This is a genomic window from Pseudonocardia humida (assembly GCF_023898865.1).
Taxonomy (GTDB): Bacteria; Actinomycetota; Actinomycetes; order Mycobacteriales; family Pseudonocardiaceae; genus Pseudonocardia; species Pseudonocardia humida.
On sequence record NZ_JAGSOV010000019.1, the window covers coordinates 79,481 to 102,662 of the forward strand.

Sequence of the window (23,182 nt, forward strand, 5' to 3'; positions counted from 1 at the left end):
CCGCGAGGGCTCAGTGCTCGTCGTAGTGGCCCTCGTGGGCGGCGTGGCGGTGCCCGTCGTGCAGGTAGTCGACGTGGTCGCCGTGCGGCACCGCGACGTGCCCGCAGGCTTCGCCGTGGGCGTGGTCGTGGCTGTCGTGCGCGGTGTGCCCGTCGGCCTCGCACTCGTCCCAGTGCCCGTCGTGCGAGCGGTGCAGGTGCCCGTCGTGGGCGTAGTCGACGTGGTCGGCGTGCGGGACCGCGACGTGGCCGCAGCCCTCGCCGTGGCTGTGGTCGTGGTCGGTGTGGGTGGTGTGCGCGGGAGCGCTCATGGTCGTCCTCCTCGTGTCGTCGTGGGCGGCCTCGTGGACAGCCCGGATCGCGAACCCGACCACGGGTTCGGCGGTGGTGCAGTACACCGACCGCCGGCCCTCGCGGTGGACCGCGACCAGCCCGGCCCGGCGCAGGATCCCCAGGTGGTGGGACACCAGGGGCTGGCTCTCGCCGAGCATCCGGGCGAGCCGCTGCACCGGCAGCGGGGACCGGTCGAGCAGCAGCAGGATCCGCAGCCGCAGCGGTGACGCCACAGCCCGCAGGACCTCCGCCGTCGAATCGATCGCGTCCCCATCCGGCATGAACCATAAAAGCATCTGCATATGTGCATGTCAATTGGAGTAACCGATGGGCTGACAAGGGCATCGCGATCCGACGTTCCGGTCGACTTCGCTCTGCCGCCCAGTGGTTCCTCGCCGCCGAAGCGGTGGCACGCCCGGACATCCCTGGTCCCGGCGGGGTGACGGGTGCGTGACTGGAGGGCGTCCCCGCGCGAGCACCGCGCCGATCCGCTGGAGGCCCCGTGTCCCTCGACGTCCCGACCCCCGTGCTGGAGGCCGCCGAGCGCGGCGAGCTCGACGACGCGCAGTTCGTCGCCGTCGTCCGCGATTCGCTGCCCTACGCCTGGTCAGTCGTCGCCGCCGCGGTGGAGGATCGGCTCGACCACCCGGACGCGCCCTTCGGCCAGCACGCCGTACCGCCGCCCTCCGAGCAGGAGCGCGGGCAGCTGCTGCGGGCGCTGGCCAGCGACGCGATCCGGGCCGCCCTGGAGCGGCACTTCGGGGTCCGGCTGGCGTTCCAGAACTGCCACCGGGTCGCCGCCTTCGCCCCGGAGGCGGTCGGCGGGCCGGCGCACCGGGCGTTCACCAGCCCTCGCGGACAGGTCCTCAACCAGTCGCCCGAGCTGCGCGACTGCTGACGGAGGTCGTGCCGCGCGGTCTCGGCGAACACCGCCCACCGACCGGCACCCGGCGGCGGTCCCGCCGCCCGACGAGCGCGAGCGGTGATCCACTCCGCCCGCCCGACGCCCTGCCACAGTCGCGCAGCCGCTGGGTGATCAGCCGGACCAGCACCACCGGGCTGACCGCCGGCGCGGCCGTCGCGAAGTGGTACGCGAACGGCGCCTCCGTCACCCACGAGGGCCACCCGGCGTGGCTCCCGACCAGCAGCACGCCACCCGGCGCGACCGCCTCGGCCGCCCCGGCCAGGACGGACTCCCGCCCGCCCACGGCAGCCACCGGAGAGTGCGGGAACTGCGCGGAGACGAGATCGGAGGCACCTTCGGGGAACGTCCGCGACAGGTCGTGCGCCTGCCAGGCGATCCGGTCGGCGACGCCCTTCGCGGCGGTCAGCTCGGCCGCCCGGCGCAGGACCGTCGGCGACACGTCGACAGCGGTGACCCGCCAGTCCCGTCCGGCTCGCCAGATGGCTTCGCCGTCCATGCCGCAGGCAAGATCCAGTGTGGCCCCGGGCGCGAGTCCCTCGACCCCGGCGGCCAGAAGCGGGTTGGGCCGGGTGCCCCAGTCCGCGGGCACGTCCAGCCCGCGGTAGAAGCCATCCCGGTAGTCCTCGGCGGTGGCGGTCGAAGCCGGCACGGGCATCGTCGGGCGGGGCCGGGGTGGCAGGTCTCCCGGTCATGGGTCGACGATCTTCGATCGGATCGTCGAGGCGCGGATCCGCTTGCCATGACAGCGAAGTCTGGATGTAGTCAGTGGTGCGGGCCGACCTGCTCCAGCACGCTCCGGACCACGAGCGCCAGGTTGTCCGGGTAGCGCTCCGCCCCCCCGTCCGGGTCGAGCTCTGCCAGCGCGGCGTGCAGCCGCGGGAACCGCTGCGGGTCGCTGTCGAGCACCATGCGCCGGTTCCAGGCGTCGGCGCGGGCGTGGTGGGTGGTGAGCAGCTCGCCGTAGGTGAACTGCCACAGCAGCGCATGCGCCGCGATCGCCCGGCGGCCGTCGAGACCCGCCCTCGCCAGGGCTCCGACGAGCCGCTCGATCAGCGGCAGGATCAGCGGGCTGGCCAGCCCGTCGACGACGAGCACGGTCACCACCCAGGCGTCGGCGGCCATGACGCGGTGGGCGGCCGACATCAGCGCGGTGATCTCCGCCGCGGGGTCGCCGAGGGGCTCGGGCAGGTCGATCCGCGCGGCGACGTCATCCAGCATCGCCAGCAGCAGAGCCCGCCGGTCGGCCACGTGCCGGTACAGCGACATCGGCGCGCAGCCCAGCTCGTCGGCGACGCGGCGCATCGTCAGGGCGTGGATGCCCTCGGCGCGGGCGATGCCGATGGCAACCGTGATGATGTCGCCGAGGTCGAGCCGGCCGTACCCCCGCCGGTGCACCTCGTCCCGTCCGACCATTGTTCGCGATTCAACTCTCCGGGCCGGGCGGCTGCACGACCGACACCGTGGGGGCTGCGACGACACCCCGGCTGAGCCCGGCCACGCATGCGCCGACCACGCACGTCGCGGCCCCCAACCAGATCGGCAGCGCCGGCGCGGCCGTGTAGAGCCCGGTGCCCAGCAGCGGACCGAGGACGAACGTCGCCCCGGTGGTGGCGTTGACCAGTCCGGCGACGGCGCCCTGCTCGGTCGGGCCGACGCGCAGGCTGGCGCCGGCGGAGAAGCCGGGCATGGCCAGCCCCAGACCGAGCGCGATGATCGCCATCCCCGCCGTGATCGACCACAGCTGCGCGGCCAGGGCCAGCACGACGAACCCCGCCGCCGCGATCGGGGACCCGACACGCAGCAGGGGCGCCGGCGCCCACCGCAACCTGGGCACGACGACGGCCTGCGTGGCCACGAGCACCAAACCGGTGGCGAAGAACGCGACGCCGACCGCGACCGCGGTGTCGCGGGAGTCCGAACCCAGTCGGTCCTGGACCAGGAACCCGATGATGACCTGCATCATCCCGAGCGACAGGTACAGCAGGAACCCGACGACCAGGAAGGGGCGGACCCGCGCATCCCACGGCGCCACGGACCGCACCGGTCGAGGTTCGTCGACGGCCGCGGCGGTACGCGGAGCCCGGGGCAGCAGGGCCGCGACGACCACTGCCGCCACGACCAGCAGGACCGGGGCCAGGTGCACGGGGGCGAGCAGGTCGACGACGGCGAGCGCGCCGCCCAGACCCGGCCCGAGGACCAGCGACACCGCCTGCGCAGCACCCACCATCGACACCGCGCGCGTGCGCGCCTCCGCTCCCGCCGTGGTGGATCCGACGTAGGACAGGGCCGCCACCGGTACCGCGCCGACCCCGATGCCGAACAGCACCGAGCGGGTGAGCAGCATCGCGAGCAGCACCGCTTCCGGCGCCTGCCCACCGGCCAGCGCCCAGCGGCATACCACCGTGAAGGCCGCCATCCCCGCCGCGGCGAGCACCAGCCCGGTGAGCAGCACGCGTCGGTGTCCCCACCGGTCCGCGACGCGCCCCCAGGCGAGGCTGGCGAGGGTGAACACGACCGCAGCGACGGTGATGACCAGCCCCAGCTGGAACTCGGTGAGCCCGACCTCGCGCGACAGCGGTGCCAGCACCGGCGTCAGCAGCTGCTGCGCGGTGTAGGTCACCAGCACGGCGACCAGGACCAGGACCAGCACGCGCCCCTCCGCGGAGCGCTCGGTCTCCCGGGCAGGACGTTCGGGGTGCGATGCCATGGACACCTCGGAGATGAGTACTTAGTACGCGGATAGTTAGGATCACCTAATAACACAGCGAGACCACTGTCAACCGCTCACCGTTCGCGACGGCGAGGAGGCGTCGGAGCGTATAAATGAGAATGATTATCATCACTATGTGACCAGCGCGCTCGTTCCCGGGTGCCGGGAAGACGACCCTGTCCACCACGTCCTGGCCGACCGCGAGGGCCGCCGGGTCGCGGTGGTCGCCAACGACATGAGCGAGGTCGACATCGACGCCGTGCTCGTCGCCGACCAGGGCAGCCTCGACCGCTCGGCCGGACGCCACCCGACGCCCGACCTGGCCCGGGTCGCCGCGCTCGCCGGCCTCGAGGAGGCCGTCGACGACCTGGCCGCCGGCTGGGACACCCGCGTCGGCGAAGGCGGCTCCACCCTCTCCGGCGGCCAGCGCCAGCGGGTGTCGATCGCCCGCGCGCCGCTCAAGGACGCCCCCGTCGTCGTGCTGGACGAGGCGAACGCGGCGCTCGACGCTGCCGGTCATCGCCCACCGCCTGCGAACCGTCCTCGCCGCCGACCAGACCCTCGTCCCGCGCGACGGAGTGATCGCCGAACGCGGGCGATCCCGCCGCACGCGGGTCGATCGCCGTCAGTCGCGGGCGGCGCCGTGCAGCGCCGTCAGCCGGCCGGGCAGCGCGGCGGGATCGAGCCGGCCGGCGCCCAGCCAGTCCCGCACGACGGTCACGTCGTGCGCGGTGCGCACCGGCCCGATCCGGACCGCGGCGCCGACCGGTCGACGCTCGGCGTCGCAGGGCTGGACCACCACGACCGCGCCGGGCTGACGCAGCCGGCACCCGGTCGGACCCATCGTGCAGCCGGCCACGACCAGCACGCCGCGGGCGCTGCGGGCGACGCTGTCGCGCAGGGCCCCGCGCAGGTCGTCGGCGGTCCCGTCGCGGCACGGGACGGCGGCACACGCGACGACGGTGTACCCGGCCGGGGCGTCCGCCGGCCCGGTCATCGCGTCGGTCCCGACACGACGCTCACACCCGTTCCCCGCGCGCCCGCAGCCGGGCGACCGCCACCTCGACCCCGATCTTGTCGACCGTGCGCATCCCTCTGACCGACAGCCGCAGCCGCACGAACCGGCTCTCACTCGCCAACCAGTAGCGCCGGACCTGGATGTTCGGGTCCCAGCGCCGCGACGTGCGCTTGTGCGAGTGCGAGACGTTCCTGCCGAAGCCGGGTTCGCGCCCGGTCAGCTGGCAGCGGCGCGACATCAGCGCTCCTCCCGGAACTCGACGTGGCGGCGCAGCACCGGGTCGTACCTGCGCAGCACCATCCGGTCCGGGTCGTTGCGCCGGTTCTCGCGGGTCACGTAGGTCGTCCCGGTCCCGGCGGTCGACTTCAGCCGCACGATCGGCCGCACCTCGTTCCTGGCCATCCCACCCTCTCCTCGTAGTGAAAATGATTGTCATTTACGATAGGACGGTACCAAGACCGAGGGAGGCGCGATGACCGACGGGGACCGGACCGAGCTGGTCCTGCTCGCCGGTGGCACCACCGGCGCGGCGGCTCACGAGGCCGAGCGGCTGATCGAGCGCCTACGCGCCCTGCAGCCGGGGACCGCGGTGCTGCACCACGATCTGCGTGACGTCGCCGACGGCGTGGTGCACCGCCGCCTGCGCCACGCCGGCACCGACGAGGCCGTGCCGGTCGAGCTGCGACACGGGTGCGTGTCCTGCACCCTGCGCGAGGACGTGCTTCCCCTGCTGCGCCACCTCGGGCAGCGGCCCGACGTGCGGCGGATCGTGCTGCACCTCGACCCCGTCCTGGAACCGGAGCAGGTCTGCTGGGCGGTGCTGCACGTGCTGGTCGACGGCGCCCCTGTCACCGACGCCGTAGACCTGCGCGGCGTGATCGGCGTCCTCGACGTCGACCGGTGGCTGGCCGATGCCACCGACGACGTCGAACCGGCCGAGCGGGGCCTGACCGCCCTCCCCCACGACGACCGCACCATCGCCCAGGTCGCAGTGGGCCAGGCCGAGTTCGCCGACCTCGTGGTGCTCGCCGGTGAGACCGAGCCGTGGCTGCGCACCCGCACCAGCGCGGTGCTGGCGCGGCTCACCCCGCTGGCCCAGCACGCCCCGCTGGACCGCTTCGAGGCCGCGGAGCTGCTGCTCGAAGCGCTACCGACGGGCGCGCGCCGCGGCCGGCCCGACCCGCTGCACGCCGCCCTGCTGCGCGGCCAACCCCCGCTCGGCCCCGACGGCGGCGTCCAGGTGGTCGTCTTCACCGCCCGCCGCCCCTTCCACCCCGAGCGGCTGCACTCCGCCGTCGACGTCCTGCTCACCGGCGTCGTGCGCACCCGCGGCCGGCTCTGGCTCGTCACCCGCCCCGACACCTGCCTCTGGCTGGAGTCGGCCGGCGGCGGTCTCCGCGTCGGCCACGCCGGCGAGTGGCTCGTCGCCGACCCCGACGGCTGGGAGCACGCCGACCCCGAACGCCGCGCCGCCGCAGCCCTGCGCTGGCACCCCCGCTGGGGCGACCGCGTCCAGGAACTGAGCGTGCTGGTGGTCGACGCCGACCCCGACGACGTGCGCGCCGCGCTGGGCGCCGCGCTGCTCACCGACGACGAGCTCGCCGCCGGCCCCGCCGCCTGGCGGCACTACCCCGACCCGTTCGGCGACCACCACGCCGACCCCTGCGAGCAGACCACCCCCGAACCGCACCACAGCACCGACAACCGCACCGACAACCGCACCGAGGAGCAGCCGTGAAGCCTGGTATCCACCCCGACTACCACCCCGTCGTCTACCAGGACCGCACCACCGGCGAGGCGTTCCTCACCCGCTCGACTGCCACCTCCGACCGCACGATCGAGTGGACCGACGGGCGCACCTACCCGCTGATCCCCGTCGACGTCACCGCCTTCTCCCACCCGTTCTGGACCGGCACCGGTCGCGTGCTCGACAACGCCGGCCAGGTCGAGAAGTTCCGCCGCCGCTACGGGACCCACCGCTGATGGCCGTCCCGAAGCGCCGCACGTCGCGCAGCAACACCCGCCACCGCCGCGCGCAGTGGAAGGCCGCCCCACCCGACCTCGTCCCCATCGTCCTCGACGGGAAGCCCAACCTGGTCCCCCGTCGCCTCATCCGGGCCTACCAGCGGGGCTACCTGCCCCCGCCATCCTGACCCCACCGGCGAACTGCACGCGGAAGCGCGTCGCACGAGCGCGGACTGAAGCCGCTCACCCGAAACGGGTGTCGAGGGCCGCTCGAAGTGATGGTGGCGAGCCGGGATCGCCCTCGCGGGCCTGAGAAGGCGGTCGCTCCACCACTGAGCTACACCGGCGTTGGAACTGCATCCCACCTGCGGATATGCCTCCCGCAGGGCCACAGCCTCACCCGCACGACGCTATCCGACCTCAATCCTGCCGCTCCTGGATGCCGGCGCGGTCGACCAGGAGCTTCGCTGCCGCCACGCGAACTCCGCGGGCCCGAGGGGGGAGGACCGCGGAGCCGCTGCGGGATCCCCGGCGGGCTTGCTCACATCCGGCGTCGCTAATCCAGGAGGTCCTCGATCGCGATGGGGATGTGGCGCACCCGGATGCCGGTGGCGTTGTGGACGGCGTTGGCGATCGCCGCCGCCATGCCGACGACGCCGATCTCGCCCAGACCGCGCGCTCCGACGGGGTTGTGCAAGGTGTCGGGGTACTGCACGAACGCGACGTCGACGTCGGGGATGTCGGCGTTGACCGGGAGCAGGTAGCTCGCGAAGTCCCCGTTGGCCGGACGGCCGCTCTCCTCGATCTCCAGGCCCTCGTGCAGCGCGGCCGAGACGCCCCAGATCATGCCACCGATGATCTGGCTCCGGGCCGTCTGCTCGTTGATGATCCGGCCGGCGTCGAACACGCCGAGCATCCGCGACACCCGGACCTCGCGCGTCCACCGGTGCACCCGGACCTCGCAGAACTGGGCGCCGAACGAGCTGAACGAGTGCTTGGTCATCTCCTCGCCAGGGGCCGAGGAGCCGACGGCGGCGATCGACCTGCGGCCCGTTGCCCGCAGGACCTCCCCGAACGTCATGCGCCGGCCGTCGGCGGCCAGCACGCGACCGTCGGCGTAGGAGAGCTCCGCGCCTTCGAACGGCGCGCCCGGCCCCGACGCCAGCGCGAGCAGCTCGTCGATCGCTTGCGGCGCGGCGATCATGATGGCCGAGCCCGCGCTCGCCGTCGCGGTCGAGCCGCCGGACATGCCCCCCGGCGGCAGCGCCGAGTCGCCCAGCCGGGGCGTGACCCGCTCGGGGGAGATGTCGAGGGATTCCGCACCGATCAGGGCCAGCACGGTGAGCAGGCCGGTGCCCGGGTCGGCGCCGCTGGTCGCGACCTCGGCCGTGTCGTCGTCGCGCAGCGTGACCCGGACGCTGGCCGGGAACCGCAGGGCCGGGAACATCGCGGTGGCCGTGCCCAGGCCGACCAGCCAGTCGCCGTCGGCACGTCCCCGCCGGGTGCGCTCCGCCCACCCGAACCGGGTGGCGCCCAGGCGGAAGCACTCGTCGAGGTGCTTGCTCGACCACTGCAGGTCCTTGCCGGGAGGCGCGACCGAGCTGTTGCGCCGACGCAGCTCGATCGGGTCCACGTCCAGGGCGACCGCCAGCTCGTCGATCGCGCTCTCCAGGGCGAACGACCCCGGGGCCTCGCCCGGCGCCCGCATGAACGTGGTGGGCGGGACGTGCAGCGGCACCATCTTCTGGCTGATCGCCACGTTGGGGGTGGCGTACCACTCGCGGGAGGTGCCGTGCGAGGTCGGCTCGACGAACCCCGGCGTGGCGGTGGTGCTGGACCACGAGTCGTGGCGCAGCGCGATCAGCGTGCCGTCCTCGTCCGCGCCGATGCTGAGCCGCTGCACGGTGGCGGGCCGGGTGGCGGTGGCGGTGAAGACCTGCTCGCGGGTGAGCGCCGCCTTGACCGGTCGGCCGAGGTCCCTGGCGGCGGCCGCCGCCAGGAACGCGGGCGTGGAAGCGGCGCCCTTGCCGCCGAACGCCCCGCCGACGAACGGGTTCACGACGTGGACCCGCGCGAGGTCGAGGCCCAGGGCGTCGGCCAACGCCGCGGCCACGAGGTCCGAGCCCTGGTTGCCGCTGTGAACGGTCAGCCCACCGGACTCCCACACGGCCACCGCGGAGTGCGGCTCCATCGCGGCGTGGTTCTGCGTGGCGGTGGTGTAGGTCGCCTCGACGACCACGGGGCTCGCGGCGAGCGCGTCCTCGATGGACTCCACACCGGGGGCGAGCACGGCGAGGGACGGCGGCGCGCCGTCCATGGCAGGGGGAGCGTCCTGCGCCGTGGCGAGGCCGTCTCGCATCGAGGTCAGCGCCGGCCGCTCGTCGTAGGAGACCCCGACGAGCATCGCCGCGTCGCGGGCCTGCTCGTAGGTCTCGGCGACGACGAAGCCGATCGGCTGGCCGTAGTGGGCGACGTCGGTGTTCTGCAGCGGGACCCAGGTCGCGCCCAGGAACGGGGACACCGGTGTCCGCAGCCGCAGCGGCGCGAACGGCGTGTACACGGCGATCACGCCCGGCGCGTTCCGCGCTGCCGCGACGTCCATGGCGGTGATCCGGCCGTGCGCGATCGTGCTGAGCACGACGTGTCCGAAGACCATGCCGGGGACGTTGTTGTCCGCTCCGTACCTGGCCCGGCCCGTGACCTTGTTCGGGCCGTCCAACCGGCTGATCATGCTCGGTCCCCCTCGGTCACCTCGAGCAGCGCGCGGACGACCGTCCGCGGCAGCAACGACGCCTTGAAAGCGTTGGCCGACAGCGGCCGGGCACCCTCGGCCGCCACCGCCGCCGCGTCCTCGAAGGACGCCCGGGTCGCGGGCGCGCCGCGCAGGGCCGCCTCGACCGCCGGCAGCCGCCACGGCACGGTCGCCACGCCGCCGACCGCCACCCGGGCGTCGACGACGCGCCCGTCCCGGACGTCGATGGCGACGGCCGCGGAGCACAGCGCGAACTCGTAGGACTGCCGGTCCCGCACCTTGACGTAGGTGGAGCGCGTCGCCCAGTCGAGCCGCGGGACCACGATCTCGCTGATCAGCTCCCCGGGGCGCAGGTCGTTGTCGACCTCGGGGGTGCCGCCGGGCGTGCGGTAGAGGTCGGCGAGCACGACGGTGCGCTCCCCGTCGGCACCGACCAGCCGGACCCGCGCGTCGAGTGCGACGAGGGCGACGGCCAGGTCGCTGGCGTGGGTGGCCACGCACGCGTCGCTCGTGCCCAGCACCGCGTGCATCCGGTTGGCACCCGCGATGGCCGGGCAGCCGCTGCCGGGCACCCGCTTGTTGCACGGCGTGGCGACGTCGCGGAAGTAGCTGCAGCGGGTGCGCTGCATCAGGTTGCCGCCGATGCTGGCCATGTTCCGGAGCTGCTGGGAGGCGCTCTGCAGCAGGGCGCGGGAGATCACCGGGTAGACCCCGGGATGGGCGGCGACGTCGCTCATCCGCTCCAGGGCGCCGATCCGCAGCCCGTCACCGGCGTCGATGCCGCGCAGCGGCAGCGCGTTGATGTCCAGGACGCGGTGCGGGGTCAGCACGTCGAGCTTCATCAGGTCGACGAGTGTGGTCCCGCCGGCGAGGAACGTGCCGGGCGAGGCGAGGGCGTCGTCGACGGTCGCGGGCGCTGTGAGCTCAAAGGGACGCATCGGCCCGCCTCGCCTGTTCGGCCGCCTGCTCGACCGCCGCGACGATGTTCGGGTAGGCCGCGCAGCGGCAGAGGTTGCCGGACATGAACTCGCGGACGTCCGGCACGTCCTGCTCGACCGCGGCGACGGCCGACATGATCTGGCCGGACGTGCAGAACCCGCACTGCAGGGCGTCCTGGTCGAGGAAGGCCTGCTGGACCGGGTGGAGCTGGTCGCCGTCGGCGAGGCCTTCCACCGTGGTGACCGGCTGCTGGACGGTGGCGGCCAGGGTCAGGCACGAGAGCACCGGCCGGCCGCCGACGTGCACGGTGCACGCACCGCACTGACCCCGGTCGCAGCCCTTCTTGGGGCCGGTGACACCGAGGCGTTCGCGCAACGCGTCCAGGAGGGTCACGCCCGGATCGACGCTCAGTCGTTCCGGTCTACCGTTGATCACGAGTGAGATGTCCACTGGCTCTCTTTCCCGCAGACTCCTCCGCCGAGGGGCGCTCGGCGGGGACCGTGGTGGTGGGTTCGGGTTCGAGGGTGTGGCGCCACCACGCACGCTAGCGGATTCTTATCCGCTTCGCAAAGATGAGCGACTCCCACGGGCGTCGTCGCAGGTCCGTCCGGTCTGCATTACCGTGGACACGCTGGACGAAGGTGAGCCGGACGGGAGGGGCGATGACGACCGGGTCGGTCAGCCACCGCCGTGCGGACACCCGCCGCAACCACGAACGGATCCTGGCCGTCGCCGCGCAGTCGATCGCCGCCGGTGAGCTCTCGTTCAACACCATCGCGAAGCAGGCCGGGGTGGGTGTCGGCACCGTCTACCGGCACTTCCCCACGCCGGAGGCGCTCGTCCTGGCCGTGTACGAGCGCGAGGTGCGCCACCTCGTCGGGGTCGTCCCGGGCCTGCTGGATTCCCACTCCCCGGAGCAGGCCTTCCGGACCTGGGCGACCGACCACCTGACGCACTACCTGATGACCAAGCGGGGCCTCGCCGCCGCGCTGCAGACCGCGAGCACCGCGGCCGGGGACGTGGCCGCGCACGCCTACCAGGCGGTACTCGGGGCGGCCTCGACGCTGGTCGAGGCGAACATCCGGGCCGGCACGGTCCGTGCCGACCTGGACCCCGAGACGGTCCTGCGCGGACTCAGCGGGTTGCTGCACCTCGACCCCGACAGCGACTGGCAGCGCCACGCCGAGAGCCTCACCGACCTGCTCTGGCGAGGGATGGCCGCCGACGGGGCTCGGGGACCCGACCGCGCACTCTGAGGTTCGGGCGGGGTCGGCCGGCGGGACGGCGGTTGCTCCACCACTGCTGCACCGGCACACGGAGGATCGGAGTGCCGCCACCCCCGCCCGCCCCACCCCTACCCTGATCGTCATGGATCCCCGCCGCTTCACCCGACGCGTGCGGGGCACGTTGCGCCGGGATCCGCACGGCCTGCTGCACGGCGGGCCGCCGACGACGCCCGCGCTGCGCCCGATCGGGCCGGAGGTGCCGTCGGATTCGCACGTCCAGCAGGTGCTCGACCTGTGCATGCAGGTCGGGGAGGTGCTGCTGTCGAGCGGGGAGAACGCCGAGGAGACCACGGCGCGGATGCTGCGGATCTCGGAGGCGGCGGGGTTGCCGACGGTGGACGTGGACATCACGTTCACCTCGATCACCATGTGCTGCCACCGGGGGAACGCGGCGGCGCCGGTGACGTCGATGCGGCTGATCCGGTACCGCACGCTCGACCTGAGCCGGTTGGCGCAGGTCTACCGCGTCGTGGAGCGGGTGGAGCGGGGGCGGCTGGACGTGCGGGCGGCGGCGGTGGCGCTCGACGCCGCGGTGCGGGCGGCGCACCCCTACCCGCGGTGGGTGGCGACGGCGGGGTGGGCGGGGCTGTCGGCGTCGGTGGCGGTGCTGCTGGGGGCCGAGCCGTTGACGGCGGTGGTCGCGTTCGTGGTGACCGCGCTGATCGACCGGGTGGGGCGGCTGCTCGGCCGGTGGCAGCTGCCGGCGTTCTTCCAGCAGGTCTGCGGGGGGTTCCTGGCCACGGGGTCCACGCTCGTGCTGTTCGCGACCGGGCTCTTCGCGGAGGGCACGCGGCCCTCGCTGGTCGTCGCGGCCGGCATCACGGTGCTGCTGTCGGGGTTGTCGGTGGTGGGCACCGTGCAGGACGCCATCGGCAGCTACTACGTGACGGCGGCCGGGCGGGCCGCGGAGATCGCTCTGCTGTCGGCGGGGCTGCTGACCGGGGTCGTGCTCGCGTTGAAGATCGGGTTCACGTTCGGGGTGAACCTGGAGGTCGCCGAAGCGCTGGCGCCCGGGGTGGGGCGGTTCAGCCTGGCCGCGGTGGCGGCCGGGGTGGGGGCGGCCTGCTACGCGCTGGCCGGGTACGCGCCGCTGCGCTCGCTGCTCGCCGCCGGGCTGGCCGGGACCGCGGGCTGGATCACCTACGGGGCGACCGTGCAGCTCCTCGATCTGGGGCCGGTGGCGGCGACGGGCTCGGCGGCCGTGGTCGTCGGGGCGGCGGCCGGGCTGCTGCGGCGCCGGGGCGGGGTGCAGTCGCTGGTGGTGACGCTGGCCGGGATCACCCCGCTGCTGCCGGGGCTGGTCGCCTACCGCGGCTTCTACCAGTTGGCCGTCGAGGGCCTGGCCGACGGGCTGGTCACCGTCACCCTGGCGCTGGGGGTCGGGCTGGCGTTGGCCGCGGGCGTGGCGCTGGGCGACTTCATGACGCGGCCGCGCCGGCCGCGCCCGGCCGGTCCGGCGAGGACGGACGAACCGGAGGTCCAGCCGGAGTCGTAGCGGACCCGCGCCCGAGTGGCCGCAGCCACGGCGCCACCCGGGCGTGCGCCGCCGCAGAGCCGAGTCTCAGACCCCGCGCCGGGGCCGGAGCATCAGTAAGGTCAGCGCCATGCCGACCGGGAAGAGCGAACTCTCCGACGCCGAGTTCGTCGTCGTCGCCAACCGCATGCCGGTCGACCTCGAGAAGCTGCCCGACGGCTCGCAGCGCTGGAAGCGCAGCCCCGGCGGGCTCGTCACGGCCCTCGAACCCATGCTGCGCAGCCGCGACGGCGCCTGGGTGGGGTGGGTGGGCCTGCCCGACGCCGAGGTCGACCCGCTCGTCGAGGACGGCCTGCAGCTGCACCCGGTCCCGTTGTCCGCGGCGGACGTCGAGAACTACTACGAGGGCTTCTCCAACGGCACCCTGTGGCCGCTCTACCACGACGTCGTGGCGCCGCCGGCGTTCCACCGGCACTGGTGGCAGGCCTACGTCCAGGTCAACCAGCGCTTCGCCGAGGCCACCGCGGAGGTGGCCGGCCAGGGCGCGACCGTCTGGGTCCAGGACTACCAACTGCAGCTGGTGCCCAAGATGCTCCGCGAGCTGCGCCCCGACCTGCGGATCGGGTTCTTCCTGCACATCCCGTTCCCGCCCGTCGAGCTGTTCCAGCAGCTGCCGTGGCGGCGCGAGATCGTCGAGGGGCTGCTGGGCGCCGACCTGGTCGGCTTCCACACGCCCGGCGGCGTGCGCAACTTCCGCCAGCTGGCCGGGCGGTTCACCGAGGCGACGGCCAACGGCACGCGCGACCTGCAGTACGGCGGGCGGACCGTCAAGGTCGGCGCCTTCCCCATCTCGATCGACTCCGCCCAGCTCGACGAGATGGCACGACGGCCGGAGGTGCAGGAGCGGGCCAAGCAGATCCGGGCCGACCTGGGCGACCCCGAGCGGGTCATCCTCGGTGTCGACCGCCTCGACTACACCAAGGGCATCGACGTGCGGTTGCGCGCGTTCGAGGAGCTGCTCCTCGAGGAGCGGATCAACAACACCGACACGGTGTTCATCCAGCTGGCCACGCCCAGCCGCGAACGCGTCGAGCACTACCAGAAGATGCGCGCCGACATCGAGCAGTCCGTGGGGCGGATCAACGGCACCTACGCCAGCGTCGGCCACCCCGTCCTGCACTACCTGCACCAGTCGCTGCCGCGCGAGGAGCTGGTGGCGTTCTACCTCGCCGCCGACGTCATGCTGGTCACCCCGCTGCGCGACGGCATGAACCTGGTGGCCAAGGAGTACATCGCCTGCCGCAGCAACGGCGGCGGGGTGCTGGTGCTCTCGGAGTTCGCCGGGGCCGCGATCGAGCTCAAGGAATCGCTGCTGGTCAACCCCCACGATACGGACGGCGTGAAGAACACCCTGTACGAGGCGCTGACGATGTCGCGCGCCGAGAGCGACAAGCGGATGAAGGCGCTGCGCCGCCAGGTGCTCAAGTACGACGTGGACCGGTGGGCGCGCTCGTTCCTCGACGCGCTCGGCCTCCCGCCCGCGGACCCGTCGTGAGCGCCCTCGACCCCGCCCTGGCCGAGGCGGTGCGCTCGGTCGCGGCGGTGCCCCGGCTGCTGGTCGCGTTCGACTTCGACGGCGTGCTCGCCCCGATCGTCGACGTGCCCTCGGACGCGCGACCGCTGCCCGAGACCGCCCGCGTGCTCTCCGAGCTGGCCGAGCTGCCCGACACGGTCGTCGCGCTGGTGTCCGGGCGCGGCCTGGCCGACCTGGGCGCGGTGTCCGGCTTCACGGCGCCGGTGCGGCTGGTCGGCAGCCACGGCGGCGAGTTCGACGACGGCGCCGCCGTCCTCGACGACGAGCAGCGCGCCCGCCTCGACGCGCTGGTGACGGAGCTGAGCGCGCTGGTCGACGGCGAGCCGGGGGTCGCGCTGGAGGCCAAGCCGGCCGGGGTCGCGGTGCACGTCCGCAACGCGCCGGCCGAGGTCGGCGCGCGGGTGCTGGCCGCGGCGGCGGCCGGGCCGGGCGCGCGGCCGGGGATCGAGTCGACACCGGGCAAGGCGGTGCTCGACATGTCGGTGATGCGCACGTCCAAGGGGTCGGCGATCGACCTGCTGCGCGAGCGGGTGAAGGCCGACGCCGTGATCTTCGGCGGCGACGACGTCACCGACGAGACCGCGCTGGCCCGGATGCGCCCGGGCGACGTCGGGGTCAAGGTCGGCGAGGGCGAGACGGCGGCCGCGTACCGCGTCGCCGACCCGGAGGCCGTCACCGAGCTGCTCACCACCCTGCTCGCGGAGCGCAGGGCGGCGATCGCGGGGTCGTGATCGCGGGCCCGGCTCAGGCCAGTTTCGCGCGGGCCTCCTCCCACGTCGGCGGGTACTCGGCGGGGGCGTAGAAGACGAACCGCGAGTCGGCCATGGCCGCCCGGTAGCGGGCCATCACCGACCGGTGCGGCTCGGCCCGCACCATCGCGTCCAACGACTCCCGGTCGCGCCACGCGCTGAGCGTGGCGAACTCTCGGCGCAGCGGGCGCGCCACCAGCGACACGCCTAGTGCGCCCGGCGAGCGGCGCACGAGCGTGCGCACCCGCATGGCGTCGCGCAGGAACGGCGGCACGTCGCGGAAGCTGCGCAGCCGGAAGCGCGAGGCCATCACCAGCGGCTCGCCCCCGGTGGTGGTCGCGGCGTCGACAGTGGTCCACGGCAGGGTCGGCATCCCGGTCTCCTTCGGATCGCATGGTCTTGACAACGACAAGATGCCGCACGAGGTCGTAACTTGTCAACGTCAAGACTCGCGCTACCCTGTGACCCGTGCCCTACCACCACGGCGACCTGCGCCGGGCCCTGCTCGACACCGCGCTCGCCGCGATCGTCGAGCAGGGCCCGGTCGCGATCAGCCTGCGCGAGCTCGCCCGCCGCGCCGGCGTCTCGCACGCCGCACCCACCCACCACTTCCGGGACAAGACGGGGCTGCTCACCGCCATCGCCACCGAGGGCTGGAGCCTGCTCGCCGACGCGCTGGACGCCGTCACCGATCGCGACTTCGCCGAGCTGGGGGTGGCCTACGTCGTGTTCGCCACCACGCACCCCGCGCACTTCGCGGTGATGCGCGCGCCCGGGCTGGTCCGAGCGGACGACCACGGGCTGGTCGCGGCGCAGCAGCGGGCCGGGGCATCGCTGGGGACCGAGCCCGACGGCGCGCCGCGCGACCGGACGACCGCGCTGGCCGGCTGGTCGCTGGTGCACGGGCTGTCATCGCTGCTGCTGGAAGGCATGGTCGCGCCGGACCCGGGCTCCGACGTCGAGTCGCTGGCCCGCGCGGTCACCGGCCGGCTGGGCCGTCCCCTCCCGGGCCGGAACCCCCGCTGACCGACGTGGTGGCCCGGGCCTGCAGCTCGAGCCACGCCGCGTGCTGGCCCCCGGTGCGCTCCCAGAGGACGGCGACCCCGTCGTCGCCGAGGTCGTCCACCGGGATCCGGAAGCGGTCGAGCACCTCGACGAACTCCTCGACGCCCCCGATGACGCGCTGCCCGTCCGGCGCGGCGACGGTCCGCCCGCGCAGGGCGAGCTCCTGCCCGTCGCGGTGGTGCTGGGCCAGCAGCACCCGGACGAACGGGGAGTCCGGCGAGGTGGCGAGCTCCTGGCAGCGCCCGGCGAAGTCGCCGAGGTCGCGGGGCGCGGTGCGCAGGTCGTAGGACGCGACGCTGCCACCGGGGTGGTGGTGGATGCGCCACGTACCGGCGTCGAGGCGCTCGATGCGGTAGCCGAGCCCGCCCTGGCGGTGCTCGCCCTCGCGCAGCGGCAGCGGCTCCAGGAAGGCGTCGCCGATGCCGGCGTCGGCCACCCAGCGCTCGCCGTCGATCGTGACGAGCAGCGCGACGTGGTTGCCCCAGGCCCCGTCGCCGCGAACGACGGCCAGCACCCCGCTCTCGACCACGTCCACGGCGAAGCCCACCGACCGCAGCAGCAGCGCCAGCGCGCCGTTCATCTCGTAGCAGAACCCGCCCCGCGAGCGGCGGCCGAACTTGTCGAGCAGTGCCTCCGGGTCGAGTCGGACCGGCCGGCCCAGCTGGATGTCGACGTTCTCGTAGGGGACGCGGGTGCGCCAGGCGCGGTGCAGCCTGCGGAGGGTGGCGAGGTCGGCGGACAGCGGTGCGTCGACGCCGAGGCGGGCGAGCAACGGGTGGAGGTCCACGACGAGCTCCTCAATCGGAGGATTTTCCTCCACTTACTGTAGCCATCCGGAGGATGACCGTCCAGTAAGGGATAGGCTGGCGAGGTGGCAGACCTGCGGGCCGACGCGCGGCGCAACCGGGACCGGCTCGTCGAGGCCGCTGCGGCCCTGTTCGCCGAGCGCGGCCCGGACGCCCCCCTCGACGAGGTCGCCCGGCGGGCCGGGGTCGGTGTCGGCACGCTCTACCGCCGCTTCCCCGACCGCGACGCCCTGGTCCGGGCAGTGGCGGTGACGAGCCTGCGGCGGGTGGTCGGGAACGCGCGGGCCGCGGCGGGTGCCGCGGACGGCTGGAGCGGGCTCACCGGCTTCGTCCGGGCCTCGGTCGGCGACCTGCGCCTCGCGGCCGGGCTGTCGATGACGTTCGCCCGCACCTGGGCCGGGCTGCGCCTGGACGCCGAGCACGAGGAGCTGCGTGACGAGCTGGTCGCACTGCTCCAGCAGTTGGTCGACCGGGCTCACGGCGAAGGAGCGATGCGACCGGAGGTGAGCGCGGGCGACCTCGCGGTGCTGCTCGCGCTCGTCCTGCGGCCGCTACCGGGCGCACCCCCGGCGCTGGTCGGGGGTGCGGCGGAGCGGCACATCGCCATCGTGCTGGAGGGGATGCGGGCACACCCCGGCGAGCCGCTGCCGGGCGACCCGCTCCTGCTCGACGACCTCCGGTGATCCGCCATCCCGTCGAGACCGGCGTCAGGGATCAAACTCCCCGCTGCCGATCCCGTAAGGGGCTGGGCCGCTGCCATCATCGGAGGATGACCGCCTACGACCGGATCGGTCGCGACTACCGGAGCACCCGCCGACCGGACCCGAGGATCGCCGCGCAGGTGGGCGCGGCGCTGGCCGGCATGGCCGGCGTCGTGAACGTCGGCGCCGGCACGGGCTCCTACGAGCCGGCGGAGACGGTCGCGGCGGTCGAGCCCAGCTCGGTCATGATCGCGCAGCGCCCCGCAGGGGCCGCCCCCTGCGTGCGCGGCACGGCCGAGGCGCTGCCCCTGGCCGACGGCGCCGTCGACGCCGCGCTCGCGGTGCTGACCGTCCACCACTGGACCGACGTCGACGCCGGGATCGCCGAGCTCCGCCGGGTCTCCCGGCGGAGGGTCGTGATCCTCACCTGGGACCAGGCGGCGCTCGGTGAGTTCTGGCTGGTGCGCGAGTACCTCCCGGCCGCCGCCGCGGTCAGCGCGGGCCACGCCGTGCCCGTCGCCCGGCTCGTCGAGCTGCTGCCCGGGGCGCGGGTCGAGCCGGTGGTGGTGCCGCACGACTGCACCGACGGCTTCGGCGCCGCCTTCTGGCGCCGGCCCGCGGCCTACCTCGACCCGGGGGTGCGCGCCGGCATCTCGATGCTGGCCCAGGCCGACCCGCGGGACCTGGCCGACGGGCTGGCCGCGCTCGCCGCCGACCTGGACTCCGGCGCCTGGCACGAGCGCCACCGCGACCTGTCGGCCCTGGACCGGCTCGACGCCGGGTACCGGTTGATCGTGAGCGGCTGAGCGGCGCAGCCCGCCGGCTACCAGCCGGAGAAGAACCGCTGGTCGGAGCGGGGGGCCGCGCTGGTCGAGCCGACCACGAGCTCGGTGGGCAGGGTGACCCGCCGGGAGCGGTTGCGGTCGCCGCGCTGCAGCAGCAGCTCCCCGGCGATCCGGCCCTTCTCCAGCACCGGCTGGCTGACCGTGGTCAGCCCGGCCCGCCCGGCCTCCGGCACGCCGTCGAAGCCGGTCACCGACAGGTCCTCGGGCACGGACAGGCCGCGCTCCCCCGCGTGCTGCAGCGCGCCGAGGGCGAGGATGTCGGAGGTGCAGACGACGGCCGTCAGGTCGGGGTGGGCGGTCATCAGCTCCTCCGCGGCGTCCCGCCCGGCCTCGACGCTGTGCTCGAACCGCTCGATCACCGGCACGTCGGCCCAGTCGACGCCGACCTCGGCCAGCCCGTCGCGGATGCCGCCGAGGCGGTCGCGCTGGACCGGGTAGGTGATCGACTCCTGGCGCTGGGCCGAGGCGGGGCCGTCGTTGTGGCCGGCGGCCAGCCGCATGCAGATCACGCCGAACCGGCGGTGGCCCAGGCCGGTGAGGTGGCGGGCCAGGCCCAGCATGCCCGCGCGGTCGTCGACGCCGACCCGGTCGACGCCCTCGACGCCGGTGGGCTGGTCGCAGACCACGGTGGGCACCGGGCGCTCCAGCACGGCCATGAAGTGCGGGTCGTCCTCGCGGACGGAGTAGACGACGAAGCCGTCGACGCCCGCCTGGTGCACGGCCGTGACGTCGACGTGGTCGGGGCTCACCGGCACCAGCAGCAGGCCCTGGTTGGCCTGCTCGCAGGCCAGCGCCAGGCCCTCCAGGAAGCCGGTGGCCGCCGGGTCGCGGAACGCGTAGGACAGCGCCTCGGTGAGCAGCAGGCCGACGGCGCCCGCCTTGCGGGTGCGCAGGGAGCGCGCCACCGGGTCGGGACCGGGGTAGCCGAGCCGGCGCGCGGCCTCCAGCACCCGCTCGCGCAGCGGTGCGGAGAGCTGGTCGGGACGGTTGTAGGCGTTGGAGACCGTCGTCCGCGAGACGCCCAACTCAGCGGCCAGCGACGCGAGCGTCGCGGGCCGGCGGACGTGTGGGGGCCCGGGCATCAACGCACCGTAACGGTTCAGAGGTTCACCGGGAAAGTGCCGGACGGGGGGTGCGGGGAGCCCCTCGTCACAAGATAGAGTGAATCGACAATCGTTTTCAGTTACAGGAGTGTCCCCGAATGAGGCATCGCTCGACCGGACCGCTCGTCGCGGCCACGGCCGCCGTCCTGACCGCCGCGCTCGCCGCGTGCGGCACCGACGCCCCGGCCGGCACCACCGCGACCGGCCCCGCCCAGGCCGAACTGCTCGACGTCGTCTCCTCCACCAACGTCTACGGCGCCGTCGCCCAGGCCGTGGGGGGCGACCTGGTCGAGGTCACCTCGCTGATCGACGACCCGAGCGCCGACCCGCACTCCTACGAGACCACCCCGGCCGACGCCGCCGCGGTGGCCGGGGCCGACGTCGTGGTGTTCAACGGCGGCGGCTACGACGACTTCATGACGCGGCTGGTGGAGTCGGCGGGCGGCGAGCCGAAGGTGATCGACGTCGTCGCGCTCTCCGGACTGGCCCCGGCCGAGGACGCCGAGGAGCACGCGGGCGAGGAACACGCGGGCGAGGAACACGCAGGCGAGGAGGAGGGCCACGCCCACGGCTCCTTCAACGAGCACGTCTGGTACAGCCTGCCGACGGTGCAGGCGCTGGCCGGGCGGCTCGCCACCGACATGGGCGCCGCGGACCCGGCGAACGCCGCGACCTTCACCGCCAACGCCGAGCGGTTCTCCACGCAGGTCGGCGAGCTGATCACCGAGGCGGGCGCCGTCGCCACCGCGAAGCCCGGCGCCAGGGTGGCCGTCACCGAGCCCGTCCCGGGCTACCTGCTGCAGGCCGCCGGGCTCACCGACGTCACCCCGGAGGCCTTCACCGAGGCCGTCGAGGAGGACACCGACCCGCCCGCCGCCGCGCTGGCCGAGACCCTGACCCTGTTCGGGCCGCCCGAGCCGGTGGCCGCGCTGATCGTCAACGCGCAGACCACCACCCCCTCGACCGACCAGGTCAGGGCGGCGGCGCAGACTGGAGGGGTGCCGGTCGTGGAGTTCACCGAGACCCTCCCCGAGGGCACGACCGACTACCCGACCTGGATGGGGGCCCAGATCGACGCCCTGTCCGCCGCCCTGAACGGGAACTGACACCGTGACCGCGCCCCCCACCACGTCCAGGATCACCACGCCCGCGCTCTCGCTGCGCGGCGCTCAGGTGCGGATGGGGGGCCGCACCCTGTGGGACGGGCTCGACCTGGACATCGCGCCCGGCGAGTTCGTCGCCGTGCTCGGACCCAACGGCTCGGGCAAGACGACGCTCGTGCGGGTGCTGCTGGGGCTGGTCGAGCTGGCCCGCGGCGAGGTCCGCATCGGCGGGCGCCCGGCCCGGCGCGGCGCACCGGAGATCGGCTACGTGCCCCAGCAGAAGGCGCTCGACGCCGACCTGCCGCTGCGCGGGCGCGACCTCGTCGGCCTCGGCCTGGACGGCCACCGGCTCGGCCTGGGCATCACCGGGCGGCGCGCGCGTCGAGCGCGGGTGGACGCCGCCCTCGCCGCCGTCGGCGGCACCGACTACGCCGACACCCCCGTCGGGCGGCTGTCCGGCGGCGAGCAGCAGCGGCTGCGGGTGGCCCAGGCGCTGATCGGCGACCCGGCCGTGCTGCTGTGCGACGAGCCGCTGCTCTCGCTCGACCTCGCCCACCAGCGCACGGTCACCCGGCTGATCGACGAGCGGCGCCGGGCCGCCGACACCGCGGTGCTGTTCGTGACCCACGAGATCAACCCGGTGCTGCCGATGGTCGACCGCGTCCTCTACCTGGTCGACGGCCGGTTCCGGATCGGGCCGCCGGCCGAGGTGATGACCTCGGAGGTGCTCAGCGAGCTCTACCGCACCGACATCGAGGTGCTGCGCCTGCGCGACCGGCTGGTCGTGGTCGGCACCGAGGAGCACGCGCACTGCGACGACCCGCTGGCCGCCGAGGAGCCGGGCCGATGAGCGAGCTCGCGAGCGAATCATCGACACAGCGCCTGCGCGAAGCGCCGGCCGAGCCCGGCGAGGCCGAGCGATGAGCACCTTGATCGGTTTCGACGGGCTGGGCGAGCTGCTCGCGCTGCCGTTCGTGCAGAACGCGCTGCTGGCCTGCGCGGTGCTGGGCCTGGTGTCGGGCCTGCTGGCGCCGCTGATCGTGGCCCGCGGGATGGCGTTCGCGGTGCACGGCACCGCCGAGCTGGCCTTCACCGGTGGGGCGGCCGCGCTGCTGGCCGGGTTCGCCGTCGGGATCGGCGCGGTGGCCGGCGCGGTGCTGGCCGGGCTGGTGTTCGGCGTGCTGGGCCTGCGCCACCGCGAGCGCGACTCGGTGATCGGCGTGGTGCTGGCGTTCGGACTGGGCCTGGGCGTGCTGATGCTGGCCCTCTACGACGGCCGGGCGTCGAACAAGTTCGGCCTGCTCACCGGGTCCATCGTGGCCGTCGACTCGACCAACATCGCCGTGCTGGGGGTGGTCGCGCTCCTGGTCGTCGGGGTGCTCGCGGTGCTGTACCGGCCGCTGCTGTTCGCCAGCACCGACCCGGACGTGGCCATGGCCCGCGGGGTGCCGGTGCGGCTGCTGTCGCTGGTGTTCGCGGTGCTCATCGGGCTGGCCACGGCGCTGGCCGTGCCGATCGTCGGGGCGATCCTGGTGCTGTCGGTGATGATCGCGCCGGGCGCGGCGGCCGCGCAGGTCACCGCGAGCCCGGTGCGCGCGACGCTGCTGGCCGTGCTGTTCGCCGAGGTGTCGCTGGTCGGCGGGACGATCCTGTCGCTGGCCCCCGGCCTGCCCGTCTCCGGCTACGTGGCCGCGCTGGCCTTCGCCTGCTACCTGGGCTGCCGACTGGTGGCCCGCCTGCGCACGCGCGTCCCCGCAGCTCACCGGTCGTGAGTGGAGAACGGGGTCATGACCCCGTTCTCCACTCACGACCGGT

27 protein-coding genes and 2 pseudogenes are annotated in these 23,182 nt (G+C 74.2%); 15 read left to right on the plus strand and 14 right to left on the minus strand.

Annotation, left to right across the window (positions count from 1 at the left end; translation table 11 throughout):
• Nucleotides 1–10 precede the first annotated feature (10 nt).
• The gene (locus KDL28_RS08935) at nucleotides 11–310 is read right to left on the minus strand and encodes a hypothetical protein (protein ID WP_252436958.1); all 300 of its coding nucleotides are present in this window, start codon (nucleotides 308–310) and stop codon (nucleotides 11–13) included.
• A gap of 72 nt (nucleotides 311–382) precedes the next feature.
• A pseudogene (locus KDL28_RS08940) lies at nucleotides 383–634 on the minus strand (ArsR/SmtB family transcription factor); the annotation flags it as partial.
• 200 nt (nucleotides 635–834) lie between these two features.
• On the opposite strand from KDL28_RS08940, the gene KDL28_RS08945 reads away from it, so the two are divergent.
• On the plus strand, nucleotides 835–1,230 hold the full coding sequence (locus KDL28_RS08945; protein ID WP_252436913.1) for an SCO5389 family protein: 396 nt from the start codon (nucleotides 835–837) through the stop codon (nucleotides 1,228–1,230).
• Here KDL28_RS08945 and KDL28_RS08950 read toward each other — a convergent pair.
• The 3 genes from KDL28_RS08950 to KDL28_RS08960 all read right to left on the minus strand — a co-directional run bounded on the left by KDL28_RS08950 (nucleotide 1,199) and on the right by KDL28_RS08960 (nucleotide 3,964).
• Nucleotides 1,199–1,906, minus strand: coding sequence for an SAM-dependent methyltransferase (locus tag KDL28_RS08950; protein ID WP_252436915.1), 708 nt, complete (start codon nucleotides 1,904–1,906; stop codon nucleotides 1,199–1,201). The genes KDL28_RS08945 and KDL28_RS08950 overlap by 32 nt on opposite strands.
• 113 nt (nucleotides 1,907–2,019) lie before the next feature.
• Nucleotides 2,020–2,670 (minus strand): TetR/AcrR family transcriptional regulator, encoded by a 651-nt coding sequence (locus KDL28_RS08955; protein ID WP_252436916.1) that lies wholly within the window; start codon nucleotides 2,668–2,670, stop codon nucleotides 2,020–2,022.
• 10 nt (nucleotides 2,671–2,680) lie between these two features.
• A complete protein-coding gene (locus KDL28_RS08960; protein ID WP_252436917.1) occupies nucleotides 2,681–3,964 on the minus strand; it encodes an MFS transporter in 1,284 nt (427 codons plus the stop codon).
• A 238-nt stretch (nucleotides 3,965–4,202) separates the two neighbouring features.
• Here KDL28_RS08960 and KDL28_RS41400 point away from each other — a divergent pair.
• Nucleotides 4,203–4,400: pseudogene (locus tag KDL28_RS41400) on the plus strand (ABC transporter ATP-binding protein); the annotation flags it as partial.
• A gap of 192 nt (nucleotides 4,401–4,592) precedes the next feature.
• On the opposite strand, the gene KDL28_RS08970 reads toward KDL28_RS41400, so the two are convergent.
• From KDL28_RS08970 to rpmG, 3 genes are read right to left on the minus strand one after another with little or no spacing between them, the layout of a single operon-like run.
• Entirely contained in the window at nucleotides 4,593–4,964 is a 372-nt protein-coding gene (locus tag KDL28_RS08970; protein WP_252436960.1) for a hypothetical protein, read from the minus strand.
• A 22-nt stretch (nucleotides 4,965–4,986) separates the two neighbouring features.
• A complete protein-coding gene (gene rpmB / locus KDL28_RS08975) occupies nucleotides 4,987–5,223 on the minus strand; it encodes a 50S ribosomal protein L28 (protein WP_252436918.1) in 237 nt (78 codons plus the stop codon).
• Nucleotides 5,223–5,387: a 50S ribosomal protein L33 gene (rpmG, locus tag KDL28_RS08980; protein ID WP_252436919.1), complete on the minus strand. Its 165-nt coding sequence runs from the start codon at nucleotides 5,385–5,387 to the stop codon at nucleotides 5,223–5,225. Before rpmG ends, rpmB begins: the two co-directional genes overlap by 1 nt.
• Before the next feature lie 70 nt (nucleotides 5,388–5,457).
• Between rpmG and mrf the strand changes: the two genes are divergently transcribed.
• Genes mrf through rpmF form a run of 3 tightly spaced genes read left to right on the plus strand, consistent with a single transcriptional unit; the run spans nucleotide 5,458 to nucleotide 7,138 of the window.
• Entirely contained in the window at nucleotides 5,458–6,723 is a 1,266-nt protein-coding gene (gene mrf, locus KDL28_RS08985; protein ID WP_252436920.1) for a ribosome hibernation factor-recruiting GTPase MRF, read from the plus strand.
• Complete coding sequence (locus KDL28_RS08990) at nucleotides 6,720–6,968, plus strand: type B 50S ribosomal protein L31 (protein WP_252436924.1); 249 nt, start codon at nucleotides 6,720–6,722, stop codon at nucleotides 6,966–6,968. The genes mrf and KDL28_RS08990 overlap by 4 nt, the downstream gene beginning before the upstream one ends.
• Entirely contained in the window at nucleotides 6,968–7,138 is a 171-nt protein-coding gene (rpmF, locus tag KDL28_RS08995) for a 50S ribosomal protein L32 (protein WP_252436926.1), read from the plus strand. Before KDL28_RS08990 ends, rpmF begins: the two co-directional genes overlap by 1 nt.
• A gap of 368 nt (nucleotides 7,139–7,506) precedes the next feature.
• Here rpmF and KDL28_RS09000 read toward each other — a convergent pair whose 3' ends face one another.
• The 3 genes from KDL28_RS09000 to KDL28_RS09010 are packed head-to-tail and all read right to left on the minus strand — an operon-like array spanning nucleotide 7,507 to nucleotide 11,091.
• Nucleotides 7,507–9,681, minus strand: coding sequence for a xanthine dehydrogenase family protein molybdopterin-binding subunit (locus KDL28_RS09000; protein ID WP_252436927.1), 2,175 nt, complete (start codon nucleotides 9,679–9,681; stop codon nucleotides 7,507–7,509).
• A complete protein-coding gene (locus KDL28_RS09005; protein WP_252436929.1) occupies nucleotides 9,678–10,640 on the minus strand; it encodes an FAD binding domain-containing protein in 963 nt (320 codons plus the stop codon). The genes KDL28_RS09000 and KDL28_RS09005 overlap by 4 nt, the downstream gene beginning before the upstream one ends.
• On the minus strand, nucleotides 10,627–11,091 hold the full coding sequence (locus tag KDL28_RS09010; protein ID WP_252436932.1) for a (2Fe-2S)-binding protein: 465 nt from the start codon (nucleotides 11,089–11,091) through the stop codon (nucleotides 10,627–10,629). The genes KDL28_RS09005 and KDL28_RS09010 overlap by 14 nt, the downstream gene beginning before the upstream one ends.
• Before the next feature lie 212 nt (nucleotides 11,092–11,303).
• Between KDL28_RS09010 and KDL28_RS09015 the strand changes: the two genes are divergently transcribed.
• The 4 genes from KDL28_RS09015 (at nucleotide 11,304) to otsB (ending at nucleotide 15,726) form a co-directional block, all read left to right on the plus strand.
• Nucleotides 11,304–11,897, plus strand: a complete 594-nt coding sequence (locus tag KDL28_RS09015; protein WP_252436934.1) for a TetR/AcrR family transcriptional regulator — start codon at nucleotides 11,304–11,306, stop codon at nucleotides 11,895–11,897.
• Nucleotides 11,898–12,009: 112 nt separating this feature from the next.
• The gene (locus KDL28_RS09020; RefSeq protein ID WP_252436935.1) at nucleotides 12,010–13,422 is read left to right on the plus strand and encodes a threonine/serine exporter family protein; all 1,413 of its coding nucleotides are present in this window, start codon (nucleotides 12,010–12,012) and stop codon (nucleotides 13,420–13,422) included.
• Nucleotides 13,423–13,531: 109 nt separating this feature from the next.
• Nucleotides 13,532–14,956: an alpha,alpha-trehalose-phosphate synthase (UDP-forming) gene (locus KDL28_RS09025; protein WP_252436937.1), complete on the plus strand. Its 1,425-nt coding sequence runs from the start codon at nucleotides 13,532–13,534 to the stop codon at nucleotides 14,954–14,956.
• A complete protein-coding gene (gene otsB / locus KDL28_RS09030; protein WP_252436942.1) occupies nucleotides 14,953–15,726 on the plus strand; it encodes a trehalose-phosphatase in 774 nt (257 codons plus the stop codon). Before KDL28_RS09025 ends, otsB begins: the two co-directional genes overlap by 4 nt.
• Nucleotides 15,727–15,739: 13 nt before the next feature.
• Here otsB and KDL28_RS09035 read toward each other — a convergent pair whose 3' ends face one another.
• Nucleotides 15,740–16,117 (minus strand): antibiotic biosynthesis monooxygenase family protein, encoded by a 378-nt coding sequence (locus KDL28_RS09035; protein WP_252436943.1) that lies wholly within the window; start codon nucleotides 16,115–16,117, stop codon nucleotides 15,740–15,742.
• A 95-nt stretch (nucleotides 16,118–16,212) separates the two neighbouring features.
• On the opposite strand from KDL28_RS09035, the gene KDL28_RS09040 reads away from it, so the two are divergent.
• Nucleotides 16,213–16,770, plus strand: a complete 558-nt coding sequence (locus KDL28_RS09040; protein WP_252436944.1) for a TetR/AcrR family transcriptional regulator — start codon at nucleotides 16,213–16,215, stop codon at nucleotides 16,768–16,770.
• Here the strand turns inward: KDL28_RS09040 and KDL28_RS09045 are convergent.
• Nucleotides 16,724–17,596, minus strand: a complete 873-nt coding sequence (locus KDL28_RS09045; RefSeq protein WP_252436945.1) for an arylamine N-acetyltransferase family protein — start codon at nucleotides 17,594–17,596, stop codon at nucleotides 16,724–16,726. The two genes, KDL28_RS09040 and KDL28_RS09045, sit on opposite strands and share 47 nt — an antisense overlap.
• Before the next feature lie 84 nt (nucleotides 17,597–17,680).
• Here KDL28_RS09045 and KDL28_RS09050 point away from each other — a divergent pair, with 84 nt between their 5' ends.
• A complete protein-coding gene (locus KDL28_RS09050) occupies nucleotides 17,681–18,298 on the plus strand; it encodes a TetR/AcrR family transcriptional regulator (RefSeq protein ID WP_252436946.1) in 618 nt (205 codons plus the stop codon).
• An 86-nt stretch (nucleotides 18,299–18,384) separates the two neighbouring features.
• On the plus strand, nucleotides 18,385–19,122 hold the full coding sequence (locus tag KDL28_RS09055) for a class I SAM-dependent methyltransferase (RefSeq protein WP_252436947.1): 738 nt from the start codon (nucleotides 18,385–18,387) through the stop codon (nucleotides 19,120–19,122).
• Nucleotides 19,123–19,139: 17 nt separating this feature from the next.
• Here KDL28_RS09055 and KDL28_RS09060 read toward each other — a convergent pair whose 3' ends face one another.
• Complete coding sequence (locus KDL28_RS09060; RefSeq protein ID WP_252436949.1) at nucleotides 19,140–20,243, minus strand: LacI family DNA-binding transcriptional regulator; 1,104 nt, start codon at nucleotides 20,241–20,243, stop codon at nucleotides 19,140–19,142.
• Nucleotides 20,244–20,362: 119 nt separating this feature from the next.
• On the opposite strand from KDL28_RS09060, the gene KDL28_RS09065 reads away from it, so the two are divergent.
• The 3 genes from KDL28_RS09065 (at nucleotide 20,363) to KDL28_RS09075 (ending at nucleotide 23,139) form a co-directional block, all read left to right on the plus strand.
• Complete coding sequence (locus tag KDL28_RS09065; protein ID WP_252436950.1) at nucleotides 20,363–21,370, plus strand: metal ABC transporter solute-binding protein, Zn/Mn family; 1,008 nt, start codon at nucleotides 20,363–20,365, stop codon at nucleotides 21,368–21,370.
• A gap of 73 nt (nucleotides 21,371–21,443) precedes the next feature.
• Complete coding sequence (locus tag KDL28_RS09070; RefSeq protein ID WP_252436959.1) at nucleotides 21,444–22,217, plus strand: metal ABC transporter ATP-binding protein; 774 nt, start codon at nucleotides 21,444–21,446, stop codon at nucleotides 22,215–22,217.
• A 70-nt stretch (nucleotides 22,218–22,287) separates the two neighbouring features.
• Complete coding sequence (locus KDL28_RS09075; RefSeq protein WP_252436951.1) at nucleotides 22,288–23,139, plus strand: metal ABC transporter permease; 852 nt, start codon at nucleotides 22,288–22,290, stop codon at nucleotides 23,137–23,139.
• The last annotated feature ends 43 nt before the right edge of the window (nucleotides 23,140–23,182 follow it).